The sequence below is a fragment of the Desulfosediminicola flagellatus genome (assembly GCF_005116655.2).
GTDB lineage: Bacteria > Desulfobacterota > Desulfobulbia > Desulfobulbales > Desulfocapsaceae > Desulfopila > Desulfopila flagellata.
This window is the reverse complement of sequence record NZ_CP050698.1, coordinates 6,566,472-6,586,175: the sequence shown is the minus strand read 5'-3', so window position 1 is coordinate 6,586,175 and position 19,704 is coordinate 6,566,472. Positions and strand designations below refer to the sequence as shown.

Genomic DNA, 19,704 nt, shown 5'->3' with positions numbered 1-19,704 from the left:
CTTTCACTCCTTCCAGTATTTTTCAAAAAGGGCTTCTTCAGCTTCAGCAGTCCACATGTTGCCGGGTTCTAGCTTTTCGGCAATCTCAGGATGAAGGTCATGAAGGTCATCGAGACCTATGAGTGGCAAATCTTCAATCTGTGGAAAAATAACAATCTTTCCGGCGAACTTTCCTTCAATAACTGCCTGGATACCTTCTTTCGCAACATTCATCCCGCCGATGGCACCAACACTGCGGCCCGGTGAAAGAGATCCTTGCGAAGCCTGGCTGAGCACCTGGCGCTGATCGTCCAGAGTGAGTCCTGAAGTTCCTGTATACTGGGCGTTAGCAAGGTAGACATTGCTCAGGTTCATGTCGGCCATAGTGCCATTGGGAACGCCTGCAAAAAAGACCAGCATACCGTTTTCGTTCATAAGCGTGTCGCCTTCGGCCATGACATCTGCGATAGGTACGCTCACGACGACATCATCGGCGCCTTTACCATCCGTTACTTCCATCACGAAATCATGAAGTGATTTCTCACTGGTCTGGGGATTGAAGGTCAGTAATTTTCTACCATTTTTTTCAGCCAGCGATGCAAAACGTTCCTTGATGGAGTCCAGCCGCAGGTCACTCACCTCAGTAGCGATAACCGTTGTCGGCCCGTCCGGAAGTTCGAGGGCACGCTGGACGTGCATCTGTCCCATGGGTCCGCCAGCTCCGACAAAAACAGTTGTTCCCTTCGGGTACAGCTCACATCGGTTACGCTGCTCTCCGTATGACGCTGCGATATCCGGCCCCTGGTTGCCGATATACGCGGTATAATCGTAATGGAGCCTTCCGACATCGGTATCAACCAACCCGTCAAGAGCTGTCTTGCCAACCATGTTCATGGTGCCTCTGCGGGCAATGTATTTTGCTACCTTCCCGACAACATCGGCGGAACGCGGGTCGAGCATGACGATATCATCAAAGCCGTTGCCGTCTGTATATTCCTTGGCAAAATCGTCATATTGATCAGGGGTGACACCGTTACGCACGACGATCTTAGCTGAGGTTTTCCCTGCGAGTTCGGCAATCGCCTCCGGCACATCAGAAAGAATTATGGTAGCCGGATATTCCAGCCCTTTTGAAAAGGTATACTCCGCATTGTCAGTCGGATTTCCGATGATCCACATAACACCGCCTTCTTTTGGATCCAGTCGACGACGCTGGGTATACGAAGCGAGGACGCAACCCCAAGGCTCCAGAAGCGATGCCTCTGCATAGCCCATGGAATCATCAACCGGCAGTAGACACTCACCTTCATCCGTCTCAAGCATTTCCGGGCCGATAAGGTGGTACTGGATCAGGCCACCGGGGATGGTGTAGCCGTAAGCGGTACTTTTACCGTCCTGATAAATATCGGGTTGCACTGCAAGCCGCTGACCGGGGTGATATCTACCCTTAAGTTCTTCGCCTACTTCAACGACAGTTAATGAAGCTTCGTGGCCAAGCCTGCCGGGCTCTTTTGACAGATCCCGGTTATACAGTTTGGGATGACTTCCACCCATGTTGATCAGCTTTACATCAGAAAAACAGAGCCCCACCGAGTCAATACGCACCAGCATCTGGTTGGCAGCCGGTTTTGGTATCGGCAACAGCTCTGGTTGTCCGTCTTTTCCTATATTCTCTTCACCTGCACCGTACATATTCCAGACCAATCCTTCTTCTGGTACGGTAATCTCCGGTGAGTGATATTTTTTATATTGTGATGTCATGATTGCCTCCTGGGCTCATGAAGAATTCAGGGTAGGTGCTACAACAGATCGTCGTTGCTTTTATACAACTCCATAACAGCTTCTGAACTTTCCAGCTGCAATGCCTTCTTTGCTTTTTCCTGTAATTTACTGTAGTTGACAGCGCGGATAATATTTTTAACCGCTGCCACATTGGCTGGACTTACTGACAGTTCAGTCACACCTAACCCGACCAGTAGTGTCGCAAGATTAGGGCTCGCTGCCGCATTGCCGCACACACCGACCCATTTACCATGAGTCTGTGCTGCTTTCACCGTCATTTCAATCATTTTAACCAGGGCAGGATGATAACTGTCTGCCTCACAGCAGAGATCTGGATGCCCGCGATCTATAGCCAGGGTATATTGTGTTAAATCATTTGAGCCAATGGAGAAAAAATCCACTTCTTTGGCCAGATGATCGGCAATCATTACCGCTGATGGAACCTCGATCATGATGCCCAATGGCAACTTGGGAGCGTCTAATTGTGAGCGTATACTTTCAGCGATGTCTCGTGCTTTATTCCACTCCGACATTCTGCCGATCATTGGAAACATAATGTGCAGACCTGTTGATCCGCATTCCTCTTTCTGCCAGATCGCTGTCGTGTAAATGGCTTCAAGCTGACGCCTGAACATATCTTCATATTTGAACGAGAGGCGAATGCCCCGCATACCCAGAAAAGGGTTATCTTCATGGGGAATATGCATCCAGGATACCGGTTTGTCTCCACCTATATCCGCCGTACGTACTATCAGCTGGTGACCGCCGAGTTCTGCGGCAATTGCTTTTAAACTCTCATATTGCTCTTCCACCGTTGGTTCTGAAGTAGAAGATTCAAAAAGAAACTCTGTTCGTAACAATCCGACACCTTCGCCACCGTTTTCCAAAACAGATTTCGCGTCTTCCGGCTTGGCAATATTGCATACGACATCAACGTGGTGACCATCAAGGGTCTCAGCGGGTTTATGTTTTTGCGCACCTTCTGCTTTGCGGATCTGATTCCACTGAGCTATCCACTCCAGTCCCTGCTTCTGCGTTGCTTCATCCGGATCGATGTAAACGGACGAAGCCTGCGGATCGACGATAATTAATTCGCCATCCTCAATATGTTTCAGCTCGCCCTCCCCCAGACCGACCACTGCGGGAATACCCAAAGCACGGGCAAGGATCGCCATATGACTGTTGGGTCCGCCAAGTTCCGTACAAATACCACGGACTTTTAGACCATTTAATCCGGCTGTTTGTGAAGGTGTGAGATCCTTTGCCATCAAAATGAAATCTGTTTGCGGATAATCAACTGCTGAAACAGCGGGCACCATCAGAGCCAATACCCGATCACGTACATCAATGAGATCTGCGATCCTTGCTCTCAGGCGCTCGTTATCAACTTTTTTTAATGACTCAACTTGCTTATCAATGGCTTGATGAAACGACCATGCAGCAGTTTTGCCATTTACAATGAATTTCTCACTGTCGGTTAGTACCAGTTCATCCTGCAACAACTGTTTTTGAGCGTGCAAAATGGCTGCTTCATTTGGAGCCATTCTCTGCAGGTCGGCTTTGAGTTCATCCAGTTGCTGTGCAGCTTCCTTCAGTGCAGTGCTGAAAAGCCTGGCTTCCATTTGAGGATCTTCTGCATTTTCTTCATAACGTATCTTTCCCGCTTGCAATCGAAAGGCAGGTGCCATGGTAATACCGGGAGATGCTGCGGAGCCACTGATTTTCATACGACACTGAACATCTGTCAAAGCAGAGAGTACTGCTAAAGGCTGATACGACGCATTATCCTGCTCCTCGTCATCGTCCAATCCCTGACTGATCATTTCTGACAGAACCTGAACGGCGTGTTTCGCCTCGGGCCCTTCGGCAGAAATGATCAAAACATCACCAAGACTTGCGCCCATCGTCAAAAGTGATGCCATGGATTTCGCAGTTGCGGTCTTCTGATCGTTTCGAATGCGGATATCTGTTCCTGAAAATGTTGCAGCCTTTTCTGAAATTAAGCTGGCTGGGCGGGCATGCATCCCTTGCATATCGACGACCTTTGCTTCCGCTCTAACTGAATAGTCTTCCAGTTGCTCGGACTCGGTCTGCTCCGCATCATTCAGGGCATTTAATATATCGCTTTTGTCGGATGTGGTTGCCAGCTGCTCGGCCAGGCCCTCATCCATAACCACCTCTGTCAGACGCTGAAGCAAGCTCAAATGATCCTTACCCCTGGCAGCAATACCAACGATCAGGCGAGCCACATCTCCCTTGTCATTCCAGACGACACCTTCTGGCACCTGCACAATAAAAACGCCAGTCTTAATTACCTGCTCTTTTGCTTCGTTTACACCGTGAGGGATCGCTACGCCATTAATCAGGTAAGTACTGACTTTTTCTTCACGCCCGAGCAATGCTTCCAGATAGTTGCCGCTGACGAGGCCTAGGGTGGACAAGTTTTGAGCTATGAGTTCAAGAACATCTTCTTTAGTCGTTACCTGAGCATTTAACAGTATTTGCTGTGGACTAACCGTCAGAGCTCTTTCCACGATATCCTTATTGTCTTGCGGCGCGGATGCCTGAACAGCTTTTTCGGATACTTCGGGCTTCTCAGTGATCTCAGATTTCTTTTGACCACCGAGCAATTTTTTAAAAAAAGACATCACGATCTCCTTAAAAAATATATCGATCTTCGAACAGACCCTCCGCCTGCCGCTTTACTACCAATATTTTGCCCAGCCACACCACGAGAACCTTGAAAAAATCCGGAGATTTTTCAAGGTTCCCGTAATTCATGACAGAGCGGCTAAACCAGTTTAGCTACCAGGTCGTCATAAAAACCTGCGTCCATAAAATTACTGATACTCATATGCTGTGCCTGAGGTAATTTAATTCTGGCACGATCAGTCAATTCATTTTGAGTAATGACAATATCAGCGTCTTTCAGATCATTAATAGCCGCGTTGGTAACCTCAATATTTAAGCCGGCATCGTTAACTTTGCCGCGCAATACAGTTGCACCCATGGCTGAAGATCCCATACCTGCATCGCAAGCCACTACAATAGACCGAACACTTCTGGCTGCAACAGGTACGGCAAACCCTTTTGCTTCAGCCTTACTTGCTGCCACAGCAGCTGTTGCGGCTTCAATGTCATCAACCTCTGAAGCGTCCTTACGAATAATTACTGCGCCAATGACAAATGAAGTGGTTGCAGAAATTGCAATGGAAGCCAAAGTCAGGACAATTCCCATTCCTTTTGTGGACATAAGGGTTAACGCAAAAACAGAACCAGGAGATGGAGGACCAACCAAAGCATTACCGGTGATCATGTTAAAAGCAACACCTGCCATACCACCCGCGATAACAGCAATAATTAATCTCGGCTTCATTAAGATATACGGAAAATATATTTCATGAATACCACCGAGGAAATGAATGATGGATGCGCCATAAGCCGACTTTTGTGCCGTACCTTTACCTACCAACATATACGCGAGGAGGATGCCCATGCCAGGACCGGGATTGGTTTCAATCAGATAATAAATGGAAGCTCCCACATTAGCTGCCTGCTCTGCGCCAAGAGGAGTGAACACACCATGATTTATCGCATTGTTCAAGAAGAGGATTTTCGCAGGCTCGACAATTATTGAGACCAGAGGCAAAAGAGACATATCCACAATCCAACCCACACCAGATGCCAGTCCCTTTGTAATTACAGAAACGAGCGGGCCAATTACCACGTAAGCAATTAAGGCAATCAGCATTGAGATAATGCCCAGTGAGAAATTGTTGACCAGCATCTCAAATCCAGGTTTGATTTTACCGTGAACCTGCTCGTCAAATTTCTTTATGGCTAAACCTCCCAGTGGACCGGCAATCATGGCTCCCAGAAACATTGGAATACCAGCACCAACAATGACTCCCATCGTTGTAACGGCTCCGGCTACGGCACCACGCTCTCCACCAACCATCTTACCACCGGTGTAACCAATCAAAAGGGGCAGTAAATACGTGATCATAGGACCAACAAGTGACGCTAATGTTTCATTAGGTAACCAACCGGTTGGTATAAATAATGCTGTGATCAACCCCCAGGCGATAAATGCACCAATGTTGGGCATTACCATACCACTCAAGAACCTTCCAAATGACTGGACACCTACTTTCAAAGCTTTAGCTGACATAACCATCCCCCTCTAGTTATACGGTTGTTAAATTATCCATAGTCAAACCCCAGGCGATAAATGCGCCGGGGCTTGGGGCTATCATTCCGGCCATAAAACCACCTAACCGCTGTATTCCTTCTTTCATTTCAGGCTCTCCTTTCAATTGACTGGTTAGTGTGAAATGGCCAAACGCTTACATCCTAAAGGGTAATTCATATGGCCCCTTCATTCAAAAAGTACGGAAGGTCAAAAGCATTTCTTTTCTTGTAATCGTTTACAGGATTACCTGTCAATGTTTTTTTACTGGTTGTGGTTTCAAATCAGAACCAGGAAGAACTTTAACTCATAATTTCATACCACTAACCTTCTTATCAGGCAAATAACAAAATATACCAATTCTGGTTTACACTCCTGAAAAACGCAAAATCCTCATGAACAACACAGTAAACGTTTTCAGTTTTGAAATCATAAACAGGTCGCGTAAGACGTTGCTTGACCAAAACGATGCTATATGTCATTTCGATAAATACCAATACGGTATCAACAGCGGTTCACTCCTTTCATCATTTTCAAACAGCATTTCAATCCAGTCACAACCCTGACCATTATGTCGTGCTGTTCAAGTCACTTAAGGAGCAGAATCAACACAACGTAAAAGGGTTGATATAGTTGCGTTAAGCGAGAACTCCGCTCATTTGCAAACCATCAAAAACAAATTCATTTGACACAAAAGGTGTAAACGTTTACACCTGTATTGGTATTACACGTCACCCAATGAGGAGAATGGTATTCAAATGGTAAAAATTAAAGACGTTGCAGATGCAGCAGGTGTATCGACAGCAACAGTTTCGAGAGTATTAGCCGACAAACCGCATGTTCGACCTGAAGTAAAGAAACGTGTCATGGAAGTGGTGGAGTCACTGGGCTACCGCCCTAACCGGGTTGCTCAAAACCTTCGATCCAACAGTTCAAAGATTATCGCGCTGATTATTTCCGATATTGAAAACCCGTTTTTTCAGCGGGTGAGCAGAGCAGTTGATGATGCAGCGCATGAACTTGGGTACAGCGTGCTGCTTTATAATACAGATGAAAATCCCGAAAAAGAAAAGATCTGCCTGAATTTCCTACGCGATGAAAACGTAGCAGGAGTCATTTTATCACCGACCAGGCAGGCTATTAACAATCTTGCAGACACATCGTTTCTGGATATGCCCATGGTTATTATCGATCGGCATGTGAGCGATCTTGATGTTGATAATGTGGTTATTGATAATGTGAAATCCGCCCATACAATCACAAGTCATCTGATTGAGCACGGCTATAAACGAATCGCAGGAATATTCGGAATAGGGAGCACCACCGGGCGTGAACGGCGTGAAGGCTTTGTGCGTGCGTTAAAAGATCATGATATCAAACCAATACCGGACTTAATAAAATACACCAACGCCAGAGAAGAAGACGGCTTCAACACCGCCATGAAAATGTTTCAAACCCAGGAACGACCCGACGCGATTTTTACCAGTAACAGCTTGTTGGCCGCAGGCGTGCTTCTGGCGATCAGAGAAAATACGATGACAATCCCGGGGGATATTGCCTTCGCCAGTTTCGATGATACAACATGGGGCAAACTTTTAGATCCGGCGCTTACAGTTATTGAGCAACCCACCTATGAAATAGGCCGAACCGCTGCTGAAATGCTTATCAAAAGGATTCAGGATCCAAAACGTTCTAATCGTGAAGTAGTTCTCAACACGAAGTTAATCATTCGCCAATCGTGCGGCTGCTTAGAAGATTAGACTATTCCCAATAATTTTAAAAAGATGGATAGATTCGCCTTTCTTTCTGAGTAGATTCTATTCACATTCCCACTGCCTCCCAGGCAAAAGGTAAGAGCTAGCTAATCTGCTCAAACCACTCTTTAGAACTATTAACAGGCATATGACTCTGTAAGTGTTTGATGTCGACCGTATCCCCATATTTGTGTTTAATTGCTTTGAGCGCGTCCTGACGCTTACTGAAGATATGCTCTTCACCTATTTTATAATACAACCCGGTGCGCTTAAGCGTGTCAGTTATCTTGAACTTCGGCCGTGTAATATAGAATTCAATACCTGCTTCCCTGAACCACTCGGACATGTGGGCAAGCATCTCTTCACCTGTTGTGTCGATCTGATCCACCGCCTCAATATCAAGTATTGCTACTTTTAATAGTGGCTTATCTGCGACAGCGTTAAGCAGCCGCTTTTCCAGATAACCAGCGTTAACAAAATACAAATCACCGTCATAACGAAAAAATGCCAGGGTGTCGCTGGTATGCATACCAAACAGATGGGCGTCCCGCCAGGTGCCATCTTCATGCATGGCGACTTCAGCAAAGTGAGGACGCATTGTCCTGTAGATGTAAAAGGCCAGAGATAGAGCTATCCCTATATAGACGCCTTTTTCCAAATGCGGGGCAAAGTAGATGGTACTGTTAAATACAACAAAGGCCACAACCGTATCATGCGGAGTTACTTTCCATGAATGCACCAGAGGTTCTATCTGAAACAATCCCGCAACTGCCACAATGATAACGGCCGCAAGAGTTGCAATGGGTAAGTGATACATAAGTGGTGTTAAAAACAGCAGCGTTATGCCAACAATGATACCCGAAACAACCGCAGCAAAACCGGTTTTAGCGCCCGCATCAAAAGCTACCGCTGTCCGTGAAAATGAACCGGATACCGGATACCCCTGCATTATCCCTGCAACGAGATTAGCCAACCCCTTACCCACCATTTCCTGATCTGCAGAAAGTCGTTGGCGGGTTTTTGAGGCAACCGCCTTAGCGATAGAAAACGCCTCAACAAAACTTAAAAATGCGATCATACCAGCAGGCAAAAGAAGATCTTTTATATGAGCAGAATTATATTCAGGCCAGGCAAACGAAGGTAAACCTGCGGGCACATGACCAACAACCGCCCCACCCAGATTTCCATACCCAAAAAACCAGCTGACAAGTGTTGTAATTAATACTGTAAAAAGAATACCCGGCAATTTCGGCGTGAATCGTTTGAATGCGACAAGCAGTACAATCGCGAAAATCCCCATGAACATCGTTGCCAGGTGAGTATCCTCAGGTATCGCAATGGCCAGATTCAAGAGTGCTTCATGCAAGTGATTACCCCTATCTATTGTGATGCCGAACATATTACCCAGTTGCATACTGGCAATCACAAGGGCAGCAGCGTTGGTAAACCCGATGACGACCGGGTGCGACAAGAAATCAACCATCACTCCCAAACGTAAAAAGCCGAGAATTACCTGGATAGTGCCAGCCATTAAAGCCAGTAAGGCAGCATACATAACTGTCTGTTCAACATTCAAACCAAGTGGCGCTAGAGCGGCTGCAGTCATCAGGGAAATAATCGCCACAGGCCCGTTCTGCAACTGCCTTGAAGACCCAAAAATTGCTGCAACTATTGGTATGAGAAACGAGGCATACAGCCCATAGTGTGGCGGCAATCCGGCAAGTTGTGCATAGGCCATAGACTGAGGAATGAGCACCAGAGCAACAGTTATCCCGGCAAGTATATCCGCTTTCAGAATCGCGGGATTTTTTAATTCACCAATCCAGTCGAGGAAAGGAATACAACGAAGCCCGGCATCATGCAGCATTTCATTCAGGAATGTTTTCATACCTTCTCTTTTAAATATTTAAAATATCAGGAAACATTTATGAGCATCATCGAGATATGATAATGAGTTCAAAGGAACTTCACAATGTCAGGAGCGATTAAAAAGAGTGCAAATGGATAATTAGTTTCTAGATGAGAACTAACTCAATAGAACATCCGCTAAGGCGAAACCAGTCAAATCGCTTATCCCGTCAAACTGTTAGCAAAGAAATTTGGGCCAAAATCGAGGCTTTTTCAAAAAACAAGCGCAAGCCATATAAATGATATTGTGAGCATTGTTTTTCGATAATAACGAAGAGTTTGGGCAGATAGCGTAGACTTCGAAAGACCATTGTCGGACAGCCTCCTAGGAGGCTGTCCGAGAACAGGAATTTTAAATCGGACAAATCATAAAGCCTAGCAATCGCTGGAGCTTTATATCTCTGCGCAAAGGTAAATCTTATAATATGCACCTGAAAAACGCCTGAATAATGCAATTATACTGAGAATCAGGGCTCTCCATCATTACTATGCAGGATTTGCCAACAATTTGCCGTCCTCTGAACGTACTACCCCATTTATGATCGCTCTCAGTAACTTCCTCATGTTGTGAGCAGTGCATGCAAGGGAAAATTCACCACTTGCTTTCTCATACCCTCTGACACTGAATCTTCTGAAACCGATATTTTTTATCTGTCCGAATACTGGTTCAACGATAACTTTTCGTCTTCCATATATTTCTTTAGAGCTTACCCTCTCCATTTTCTCATTCATCTGTTGCCGTAAGGGCTCTTTGTCATCCGTGTTAATTGTTCGAGCATTACCCTGAGTTGATTTGCAACATCTGCTTTTATAATCGCACTCAACACACACATCAGAGTCGCCTTGATATGTTTTCCTGCCCGATTTTGATGTACGTATTAAAACGAGGGATTGGTCTCCAGGACAGGTGAAAAAATCACCCCGCTCGTTGTAAATAAAATCAGCCTTTATGAGCTTGCGGTCCGAATCATTTAACGGAATTTCACTTCTCTTCTCAGCTTTATCTGTTGCTACATAAGCATCGAGTTTTGCCGATCTTATTGCCTCAAGATTATCACCTGACATGTAACCATTATCAAAGCTCATCTTTGAAGGAAAACTGCCAGTCGTTTCCCGTATATTTTCTAACGCAGGTTCAACCTCGTTCTTGTCATTTGCATTTAGACTCAGATGTTGGGCAACAATCACTTGCTTATCCTCATCTACACATATTTGCCCATTGTACTGATAATCAAAGACGTTATTTTTTCCCATAATACGGGCATCCGTATCTGCAAAGCTAATTTGCTTTTTGTCCTCAATGGTTTTGCCGGGGTGTAGTTCTTGCTCCCGTTGTTCTAAGGCTTTTTTGGCTGCCTGTATTTTTGCTAATCGCTTTTCTTTGAACTGTAAATCTTCGGGAATACCATATCCGGTAGGTTCCTTATACTCCCTGTCCTCTTCTTCATCGCAGTTTTTTGCTTTCGCTATAAGGCTCTCAATTTCCGCTAGTAATTCATGTTCTTTTTCTTTGAGTCTCTTGTAACTCATGGCCTTATGCTTAGAAGTGTCAGCCTTAAATTTTGAACCGTCTAAGCTTACATGGCCAAGAGACGCAAGTCCCAATTGCATGGCTATCAGGACACTCTGCTTGAAACATTCATGAAAAAATTCAGCATTATTTTTCCTAAAGTCACTTAACACTCGGAAATTTGGGCATGACATCCCTGATATATACATATAAGCAAGGTCTACATGGCACCGTCCTTCTATCTGTCTTGAGCTGAAAAGGCCATGACTGTATGCGTATATGAGAATCGAGATAATCAACTTGGGATGATAGGCACGCTGTCCTTGCATGCTATACTGTTTTTCAATACTTGAGGTGTCAAGCTGCTGAAAAATATCGTTATACAGATAACATTCATGATTGTCAGGGAGCAGATCAAAGATATTGCTCGGAAACATTTGCCGTTGTTTGAATTCTAATGGCAGATTTTTGAATGGGGGTGACATAAGGAAACCTCTCTTGTTTTATTGAATACAAATTAACACAAAAAACAAGAATATGCAGCTTATCATGCTGTTATATATAAGCATTCCATCTCAACCTGTTTGCCATTTGCTAGGAAATTCAGCTACGATAAAAACAATTTAACTATTCTCTTTAATTATTGTCGGACAGCCTCCTAGGAGGCTATTGGTTTGGAGAACGCCACAACTCGTAATACAGAGTCAAGTCCGCCTTGCCAGAAACGTGCATTGATTAATTTGTAAAGTCTATCTTATGCAACAACGAAAGGTACCACAGAATGACAAATCAGACTAACTAACTATCTCCAATAATCAGCCGATTTCTCGCAAAAAGGTTACGGATGCAGCGGTATCGTTGAAGGTAACCCCAAAAACAATAGGTGGTGGTCCTGAAATCGTGCCCCCTTCCGGAATTGATGGCCAAATACAAGGTGTATTGACAGGCTAACTTTCTCCACAAACTCGCTAGAATTTACGACTACCTATTCTGCTTATATTCTTACTTCACCCCTAAGTGCTTCATCTTTTCATTACCTATGTTTTTTCGTTGTGAAGTTCAATAATCCTCTGTTATTATCAAATCAATCTACAGGATAGGATGCCGCTTTTTTTATACCTTTATATGTTTTATTATACCGTTACCATCCTGTAAATTTCGAGTACATGATCTGTAGTTATTCGTTGTTTTCTCATTAACGTGATTTTCAAAACTCGAGATGTACAGCTGGCAGGATATTAGACCAGTTTTCATCCCGAAACGAGGGGTTTTCATCTAAATCGAGGCGCTCGATAAATTTTACCACAGCCATGCATCTGATATTGCGAGGATTAAATTTTAAGAGCAACGACGAGTTAGATGGAAAGCAGCGTTTTCGGATGGAAACCAGACTATTCTGACAGTCATTCTTACGAAGAGGACCTAGGCTTGAATTACCGTTCTGATATTAATGGGATGAGATGTTTAGCTGTATTGAGTGTGTTTTTATTTCATCTCAATAACCACCTATTACCGGGTGGCTATACTGGCGTAGACATATTTTTTGTCATTTCAGGGTTTCTCATCACCCGGATAATTGTCACTGAGATTCGAAATGAGTCATTCTCGATGGCGAGATTTTATGCACGTAGAATGCGCAGGATATTTCCTGCTCTCTTTACAATGCTTTTCCTTTCTGCGGGATTTGCTGTAATCTCTCTCAGTCCAGAGATGTACACACGCTTTTTTAGTGAATTCAATTCAGCCGCTTTACAGATCTCCAACTTCATGTTCGCCCAGGAAAGAGGGTATTTTGATCCGTCTGCAGAATTATCACCGCTGCTTCACACCTGGTCCCTTGGTGTAGAAGAGCAATTTTATTTGATCTGGCCGCTCCTGCTTATCACCGTAAGTCGCCTCAAAGGTATCCGATTATGGCCAATTCTCACAATAATCACTATCTCTTCCCTTGCCTACAGTGACTATCTCAGCACACATTCACCTCAGTCCGCTTTTTTTATGCTTCACTCAAGAGCCTGGGAATTAGGTGTTGGAGGCATTCTTGCGCTAGGTCAATTACCTGCTCTAAAGTCCCCAAAAGCAATCAACTCCCTTTCTTTTTTAGGCCTGGTATGTGTTCTTCTTCCGATGTTTACCTTAAGCAGTTCAGTCCCGTTTCCCGGACGTAATGCAATACTCTCTGTTTTGGGTGTAGCTCTACTTATTTATTCTGGAGGTCTTTCGAATAATTCTATAGGGTACCGTTTACTTTCATTACGTCCATTTGTCGCTATAGGCGTTATATCCTACTCTCTTTATCTCTGGCACTGGCCAATAATCGTTTTCTACAAGGCCACGACTGGTGCCGAAATCACCTTTTTCTCTGGAAGTTGTATCTTTGCTGCCACCCTTACACTCTCTATAGCATCCTTTTTCCTTATTGAACGTCCGTGCCGCTACGGCAAACTGCCTGAGACGCTCACCGCATACATAACCGACAAAAAACTTCATACCAGCCTGATACAAAGATACTTTTTAGTCATTGTCGCCCTTATATTTATTCCCTTACTCGCTGTAAGTGCCATCAATTACTCCACCAAAATCGATGCAAACCACTCGGCAACAACACTTACTATCGACGTAGAAGTTAAACCTGAAAATTTCAATCCAGAAACAGAAATGATAGCGGTCTACTGGTCTGACTCCTCTCAGCCTTTTTCAGAAAAAAATTCTAAACATCTACGCTATAGGCCCACCTACCAGCTCAATGATACACAGTACAGGTTTACATTCCATGTACCAGCTCTCAGCCAGATTAATAGGGTCAGAATAGATCCTCTTGTAGATAAAGGGGAAGTTTGGATACGTAGTTGCAAAATTACCAGCGACGTACTTCAGATTTCAAGATATCTCAATCTATCCAGCATAACAGAACAATATAACGACAGTGCCCACAACCTCACAGCACAATCGTCTGCTAACGGTGTTCACTTGACCGCCACGGGCAAGGATCCCCACACACTCCTCCTAGCTGACAATTTTTATAAATATTACGAAATGTTTTTACTTTTCTGCATACTTCTTTGTGTTTCGGTTTTGGTTATCCTTACTGTCAACCTGATGCGCAGACAACGATTTCCTGAAGCTACCTTATCTGCAGGAGCTACATTTATTGTTATTACCTTAATCCTGTCAATGCGACTGGGTTTTTCCAGTCACTCATTCTGGAGATTTCTTAATGATGAAAAAGCTGGGGCTATGTTCCACACTGTCCGTTATACGGATATCAAGCAGATTCCCCAAACAGATAGTCCAGAGGTGATCCTTATGGGTGATTCTCATGCAGCAAACTATGCTCAATCTGTATATGAGTGGAGTGAAAGCCACGATCTTTCACTCAAAATTATTGCTCAGCCAGCCTGTCCACCTATTTTCCATGATGAACCTAAACCTGATGGTAATTCTCTATTAAAAAAGCAATATTATTCCTGCATGCAACGCCATAAGACGACTATTAACCAAGCAATTGAGAATCCTCAAATCCAATTCGTATTTCTCGCATTCAGGGCGGAATTTTACGTAGAACATCCGAAAAGCATATTCAACAATCGTGCAGCCTCACAATTAACCGATACATATGATTATTCGGATATACTGACTGATGCACTTGCTGACACGGTTAATACGCTGCTTGATTCCGGCAAGAAGGTCATTATCCTTGAACAGGTTCCAATATTACGTGAGCAACCACAGAAGTGCATGACAAGAAACATTACCCTGTTATCATCTCTTCTCAACATTACTCCTTCCTGTGAAATAGATAAGGAGTTCAGTAACGAAAAAATCTCCAAGACTTTTAAATTATACAGCAAGTTACCTCAAGACAATCGTTATCTCTATTATTTCGATCCTGGTAAATACATCACCAGTGTATTCGACAATGAAGAGCAGACTCTGTATTACGATGACAATCACCTCAACCACCTTGGCTCTGAGAAACTCTCCCCATTTTTTCAGGACGAGATGTCTCATTTCCTTGCCAGCATTAGTCATGTTGCTTACTTATCCAGCCACGGTTTACCAGCAGATTGAGGTTCATGTTTTCCCTTTGGGTTCCCGCTACCGGCACAAAGATTTGGTAATAACTATTAGCCCTGATTTCTCATTGATACACTTTTTTCGCAGGTAGAGGCATAAGCCATGCGGTGTAGTAAATTACCGCAAGTGGTTTGTAACGCTTCAGGTGCGAAAAAAGCCCACCATTCGTGGTGGATTTTTTTACAATCAAACATTTGAATTTGTAATTTAAAAGATAACGAGAAAGGCTGGTCAGATACTCAACAGGCAAAACAATGGAGCACGCCTTTGCTCTTCTGCACCTTCACCTGATCAGGGAAGGAGGATTTACAGATGAGGAAGTAGAGCTTATGTGCGAAGAAAAAAAGAGGTTAAGTAGAATATCGTTACACGCTCCAGCAAAAGTCAGCATTTCCGACAAGGATTGATATGAGGCCTATTAGCAATGCTGACTTTTACCTCCGCTTCAGTCTGAGGTATAAGCAAACTACTTTAAAAAATCTTACCCCTCGACTTTGATCAATATGCTCAGCTTTAATGCGAAAAATTCCTAAAATAGCGTGTAAATAAATGGTGCCGAAGTCTCACCTACAACAATTAATAAACCGATACCCAAAAAGACAACAACCAGGGGAACAATCCACCAGGTTTTGTTTTTTACAGCAAATTGGAACAGCTCCTTGAACAGCGATATTAAATGCTTTATGAAATTCATTTCCTCTTCTCTGCCTCTTTAGCTTTATTTTCCAGTATCTGTTTTGAAACCTATGTATAGGCTGGCTGGATACGTCCATTTTCTCCAACCTCTTCGTTCTCAGAGAAACTCCTCCCATCCGACATGCCGGGCTTTGAGGTAAAAGATATGGCACTTGCGTAAAATCTAGTCAAGTTGATAGCTTTCACGCCAGTTTTCATCATCGTTGAACGCCTTTTGATCCTCCTTCCCAAGAAGGTAGGAGCCAAGAACAAGATAGTCCATTTCCGTTCGCATAAAACACCGGTAAGCATCCTCCGGGGTACAAACTATGGGTTCACCTCTCACATTGAAAGAAGTGTTGATAATCACACCGTAACCAGTGATGTCGTGAAATGCCTTGATTATATCGTGATACGGTTTGTTCGTTTCCTTTGATACTGTCTGGATCCTGGCGGAATTATCCACGTGTGTTATTGCCGGGATATCAGAGCGAACCTGGTTGATCATGTCACCGAATTCAAACTCCTGCGCCTCATGAGCAACGAGCCTATCACTCCTGACATCAGCTACCATCAGCATATACGGGGAAGGCCTGTCTATATCAAAATAGTCGGACACATGCTCCTCAAGACACGACGGGGCAAACGGTCGAAAGGATTCGCGGTACTTAATCTTGAGGTTCATCACCGACTGCATTGTGGTGGAACGTGCATCCCCGATAATGGAACGGTTTCCCAGTGCTCTAGGGCCGAATTCCATCCTACCCTGAAATAACCCAACCACTTTTTCTGAAGCGATGAGTCGTGCGATCTCTCCCGACCAGTCAGCACTCTCAAGTTTTCTTGCTGCATAACCATGTGTGTCTAAATATGCGCCGATTTCATCATCTGAGAATTGCGGACCAAGATAGGCGCCTTGCATCGAGTCTTTTACACCGTCAGCATGTCTGGCATTGCCATCCACCTGATGCCAGACCAGCAGAGCTGCTCCCAGGGCTCCACCTGCATCACCCGAAGCGGGTTGGACATAGATGTCATCGAAAACATTTTCTCTTAGCAGCTTTCCGTTTGCAACACAGTTGAGTGCCACACCACCGGAAAGGCAGAGGTTTTTCATTCCGGTGATTTTCCGGGCATAACGGGCCATGCGAAGTACGATATCCTCTGTCACCACCTGTATGGATGCGGCAATATCCATTTCCCTTTGTGTGATTGCACTTTCCGGCTTACGGGGTGGCCCGTCGAAAAGACCGTCAAATTTCGGCCCGGTCATGCGCAACCCCTCAAGATAGCCGAAATAATCCATATTCAGCCTGAATGAGCCGTCATCCCGAATGTCAAGCAGGTGGTCATAGATCAACTTAACATACTTGGGCTTTCCGTAAGGAGCTAACCCCATCAGCTTGTACTCACCTGAATTCACCCTGAATCCCGTAAAATAGGTAAAAGCTGAATAGAGGAGTCCCAGAGAGTGGGGAAACCTGAGCTCTTTGAATATTTCTATGCTGTTTCCTCGTCCCACACCAATAGTAGAGGTAGCCCACTCTCCGACACCGTCCATTGTAAGAATAGCCGCCTCTTCAAAAGGAGAGGGATAGTAGGTCGAGGCACCGTGAGATTCATGGTGTTCCGGGAAATATACGTTATTAGCTTTGACCCCGCAGGAGTTCAGGCTTTTTTCGATCTGGTAAGGAATCCACAGCTTCTGTTTTAACCACAGAGGTACAGCCATCATAAATGAATTCAAGCCTCTGGGAGCTACCGAAAAATAGGTTTCCATCAACCGGACAAATTTCGTTATAGGCTTATCATAGAAAGCTACCGCATCGATTTCTCCGCCTTCGATACCACCCTCTGCAAGACAATACCGGACCGCATTGATCGGGAAATCATGGTCATGTTTGATCCGTGTAAACCGCTCTTCCTGGGCAGCTGCGATGATTTTACCGTCCTGCACCAGAACAGCAGCGGAGTCGTGGTAATAACCACTTATTCCAAGAATATTCATTAGAACTGCCTCCTGTAGCGCTCTTCGTCCAACTCCGCAACCTTATCTTGCCAATACGTATCTGCCTCGTCATCGAACCTGCGGGTCATTGGGTCCTTGCCGGTAATTTTCTGCATCAACCTCCCGAATCCGAAGCAGACATAATAAAACGGGGTCAAAAGCAGCCATGTAAGAACAATACCTATATAACGGGAAAGAATTGCAAACCCTCTTTCTATAGCGCCATACATTCCGGGTGCAAACCTGGACAAAAGAAAAATACAGGATGAAATTACCCATACTATTATTGCCATAACGGGTTTGAAATACGCATAGAAAAGTGCACCAATACCAAGTCCGATTCCCAGAGTTACAAGACTGAAAATCATAGATGGTTTTTGGGGACCAGGCTGTGCTGCCTTTTCCACCCATTGCCATACAACCTTCGATACCAACCCCTGTTTGAATGTATCACTCATTATTTCCACCGTCTTGCGATTGGCTGACTATAGACTCAGCGCGTTCAATTCGTAATTGATCTTTTTCTTTCCAATATTCGCTAAAATGATCGTATATTGCTTCTGCGGCAAGTTCATGCGCCAATTCACCCGGATGTGCATCAAATACGTTAGCCCAAAGGCTTTTGTTATCATCTATTCCCCTGTACTCTTCGCGTAAATCAAGACACTTCACGTTATGTTTACTGCAGTGTTCGAGGACCCGTTCATGGAGAAAATCCAATTGATAGTTGCTAAAATGTTCTGCAAAACTGGGAAACAGCACAACACCATAATCTATTCCTCGGCTTTCATAGCCCTGGAACAGCTTTTCAAGCAGCTTATCTGCAATTTTAGAATATGAACTTTCAGGATCTTCGAAACGTTTTACAAGATAATCCGTGTAAGGAATCTGCTTTCCAGCGACAGTCCGGAGCAATCCATACCTCTGCTGGATAAGATAGTAGAGTATGGAATGTTCCCATAAGAATTTGTCGAGTTTCTTGTTCGAAACCAATGGTGGAGTTTTTACCTTTCGATAGTCAGGTTTACTGTCCATATCATTGATATACCACTGGTACAAAACAAAATCCGGATGAATATCCTCAATAAATGAAAGGTGTTTCACATGATGCCGAAGATTGAACCCGCAGATGCCACTATTGGCCACCACGACTCCCTGCTTGAATTGATCCTGAATCAGCCGGCTCTCCAGAATCTCGGTAAACCTCTTATCTGCCGGGTATACCCCCTGCCCATACGTAAAAGAGTCACCCTGCACAACAACTCTGTACCTTCCGTCATGGTTGACGGGAACAGTTTTCCCGCGCAATCCATACGGATTTCTTTCTGAGTTGAATAAGGCAGCATTTTTTCGTGACAATAACGACCTTCCATCAGCGGTGGACAGAACATCATTATAGTACAGACGAAGAAAAAATTCGGCGGCCACAAGAAGGACTAATGTCAGCAATCCCATTAGGAACAACGACATTGCACCCTTTATCAGGATTTCCCTGATGCGGTTCTGTTTAAAGGTCGTCTCCGGCATAGTAAATGTATATTTCGTGTGTAGGTGATAAGAAATTGTCTCTTTAGACAGATCGAACAAAGGTTTGCCGACAATCGGCTACATAAAACTGAGAGAATCCTAACCTATTAGAACCCTCAATGCTACTCTTTTTCTGTACATTTACGGCAAGTTAATCATACTAAAAACAACATAACAAATGAGTGTCCTGACAGGCTCTCATAACCGTGAGACTGCAAACCATATAAACCATTTAATTACGAAAGGTTAAACCACTCCTGCGACGCCAAAATATAGCCTGAAATTTCATGAGTAT

The 19,704-nt window shown here is 44.4% G+C and carries 11 protein-coding genes; 2 read left to right on the top strand and 9 right to left on the bottom strand.

Going from position 1 to position 19,704, the window contains the following annotated elements; all coding sequences use genetic code 11:
- Positions 1-3 precede the first annotated feature (3 nt).
- The 3 genes from FCL46_RS27235 to FCL46_RS27225 form a co-directional block, all read right to left on the bottom strand.
- The gene (locus FCL46_RS27235) at positions 4-1,740 is read right to left on the bottom strand and encodes an alcohol dehydrogenase catalytic domain-containing protein (RefSeq protein WP_136808206.1); all 1,737 of its coding nucleotides are present in this window, start codon (positions 1,738-1,740) and stop codon (positions 4-6) included.
- A 38-nt stretch (positions 1,741-1,778) separates the two neighbouring features.
- Complete coding sequence (ptsP, locus tag FCL46_RS27230) at positions 1,779-4,409, bottom strand: phosphoenolpyruvate--protein phosphotransferase (RefSeq protein WP_136808207.1); 2,631 nt, start codon at positions 4,407-4,409, stop codon at positions 1,779-1,781.
- A 143-nt stretch (positions 4,410-4,552) separates the two neighbouring features.
- Positions 4,553-5,938 (bottom strand): PTS mannitol transporter subunit IIBC, encoded by a 1,386-nt coding sequence (locus FCL46_RS27225; protein WP_420811251.1) that lies wholly within the window; start codon positions 5,936-5,938, stop codon positions 4,553-4,555.
- Between the two features lie 770 nt (positions 5,939-6,708).
- On the opposite strand from FCL46_RS27225, the gene FCL46_RS27220 reads away from it, so the two are divergent.
- A complete protein-coding gene (locus FCL46_RS27220; RefSeq protein WP_136808209.1) occupies positions 6,709-7,710 on the top strand; it encodes a LacI family DNA-binding transcriptional regulator in 1,002 nt (333 codons plus the stop codon).
- A gap of 97 nt (positions 7,711-7,807) precedes the next feature.
- Here FCL46_RS27220 and FCL46_RS27215 read toward each other — a convergent pair whose 3' ends face one another.
- Together FCL46_RS27215 and FCL46_RS27210 are read right to left on the bottom strand one after the other, a co-directional pair.
- Complete coding sequence (locus tag FCL46_RS27215) at positions 7,808-9,592, bottom strand: SulP family inorganic anion transporter (protein WP_217909534.1); 1,785 nt, start codon at positions 9,590-9,592, stop codon at positions 7,808-7,810.
- A gap of 506 nt (positions 9,593-10,098) precedes the next feature.
- Entirely contained in the window at positions 10,099-11,607 is a 1,509-nt protein-coding gene (locus tag FCL46_RS27210) for an IS1182 family transposase (RefSeq protein ID WP_136810870.1), read from the bottom strand.
- 874 nt (positions 11,608-12,481) lie between these two features.
- Between FCL46_RS27210 and FCL46_RS27205 the strand changes: the two genes are divergently transcribed.
- Positions 12,482-15,193, top strand: a complete 2,712-nt coding sequence (locus FCL46_RS27205; RefSeq protein ID WP_136808525.1) for an acyltransferase family protein — start codon at positions 12,482-12,484, stop codon at positions 15,191-15,193.
- 535 nt (positions 15,194-15,728) lie between these two features.
- Here FCL46_RS27205 and FCL46_RS28390 read toward each other — a convergent pair.
- The 4 genes from FCL46_RS28390 to FCL46_RS27190 all read right to left on the bottom strand — a co-directional run bounded on the left by FCL46_RS28390 (position 15,729) and on the right by FCL46_RS27190 (position 19,409).
- Complete coding sequence (locus FCL46_RS28390) at positions 15,729-15,893, bottom strand: DUF5989 family protein (RefSeq protein ID WP_228723297.1); 165 nt, start codon at positions 15,891-15,893, stop codon at positions 15,729-15,731.
- 165 nt (positions 15,894-16,058) lie between these two features.
- Positions 16,059-17,882 carry a carbamoyltransferase family protein gene (locus tag FCL46_RS27200; protein ID WP_136808526.1) on the bottom strand — a complete coding sequence of 608 codons (1,824 nt, stop codon included), beginning with the start codon at positions 17,880-17,882 and terminating at the stop codon, positions 16,059-16,061.
- Complete coding sequence (locus tag FCL46_RS27195) at positions 17,882-18,340, bottom strand: hypothetical protein (protein WP_136808527.1); 459 nt, start codon at positions 18,338-18,340, stop codon at positions 17,882-17,884. The genes FCL46_RS27200 and FCL46_RS27195 overlap by 1 nt, the downstream gene beginning before the upstream one ends.
- Positions 18,333-19,409 (bottom strand): SGNH/GDSL hydrolase family protein, encoded by a 1,077-nt coding sequence (locus FCL46_RS27190; RefSeq protein WP_136808528.1) that lies wholly within the window; start codon positions 19,407-19,409, stop codon positions 18,333-18,335. Before FCL46_RS27190 ends, FCL46_RS27195 begins: the two co-directional genes overlap by 8 nt.
- Positions 19,410-19,704: the final 295 nt, after the last annotated feature.

Bases quoted from the DNA above. Each gene is read 5' to 3' on its own strand.
- FCL46_RS27225 (WP_420811251.1), bottom strand. From the start codon at position 5,938: ATGGTTATGTCAGCTAAAGCTTTGAAAGTAGGTGTCCAGTCATTTGGA.
- FCL46_RS27205 (WP_136808525.1), top strand. From the start codon at position 12,482: ATGGAAAGCAGCGTTTTCGGATGGAAACCAGACTATTCTGACAGTCAT.
- FCL46_RS27200 (WP_136808526.1), bottom strand. From the start codon at position 17,882: ATGAATATTCTTGGAATAAGTGGTTATTACCACGACTCCGCTGCTGTT.
- FCL46_RS27210 (WP_136810870.1), bottom strand. From the start codon at position 11,607: ATGTCACCCCCATTCAAAAATCTGCCATTAGAATTCAAACAACGGCAA.
- FCL46_RS27190 (WP_136808528.1), bottom strand. From the start codon at position 19,409: ATGCCGGAGACGACCTTTAAACAGAACCGCATCAGGGAAATCCTGATA.
- FCL46_RS27235 (WP_136808206.1), bottom strand. From the start codon at position 1,740: ATGACATCACAATATAAAAAATATCACTCACCGGAGATTACCGTACCA.
- FCL46_RS28390 (WP_228723297.1), bottom strand. From the start codon at position 15,893: ATGAATTTCATAAAGCATTTAATATCGCTGTTCAAGGAGCTGTTCCAA.
- FCL46_RS27215 (WP_217909534.1), bottom strand. From the start codon at position 9,592: ATGAAAACATTCCTGAATGAAATGCTGCATGATGCCGGGCTTCGTTGT.
- FCL46_RS27220 (WP_136808209.1), top strand. From the start codon at position 6,709: ATGGTAAAAATTAAAGACGTTGCAGATGCAGCAGGTGTATCGACAGCA.
- ptsP (WP_136808207.1), bottom strand. From the start codon at position 4,409: ATGTCTTTTTTTAAAAAATTGCTCGGTGGTCAAAAGAAATCTGAGATC.
- FCL46_RS27195 (WP_136808527.1), bottom strand. From the start codon at position 18,340: ATGAGTGATACATTCAAACAGGGGTTGGTATCGAAGGTTGTATGGCAA.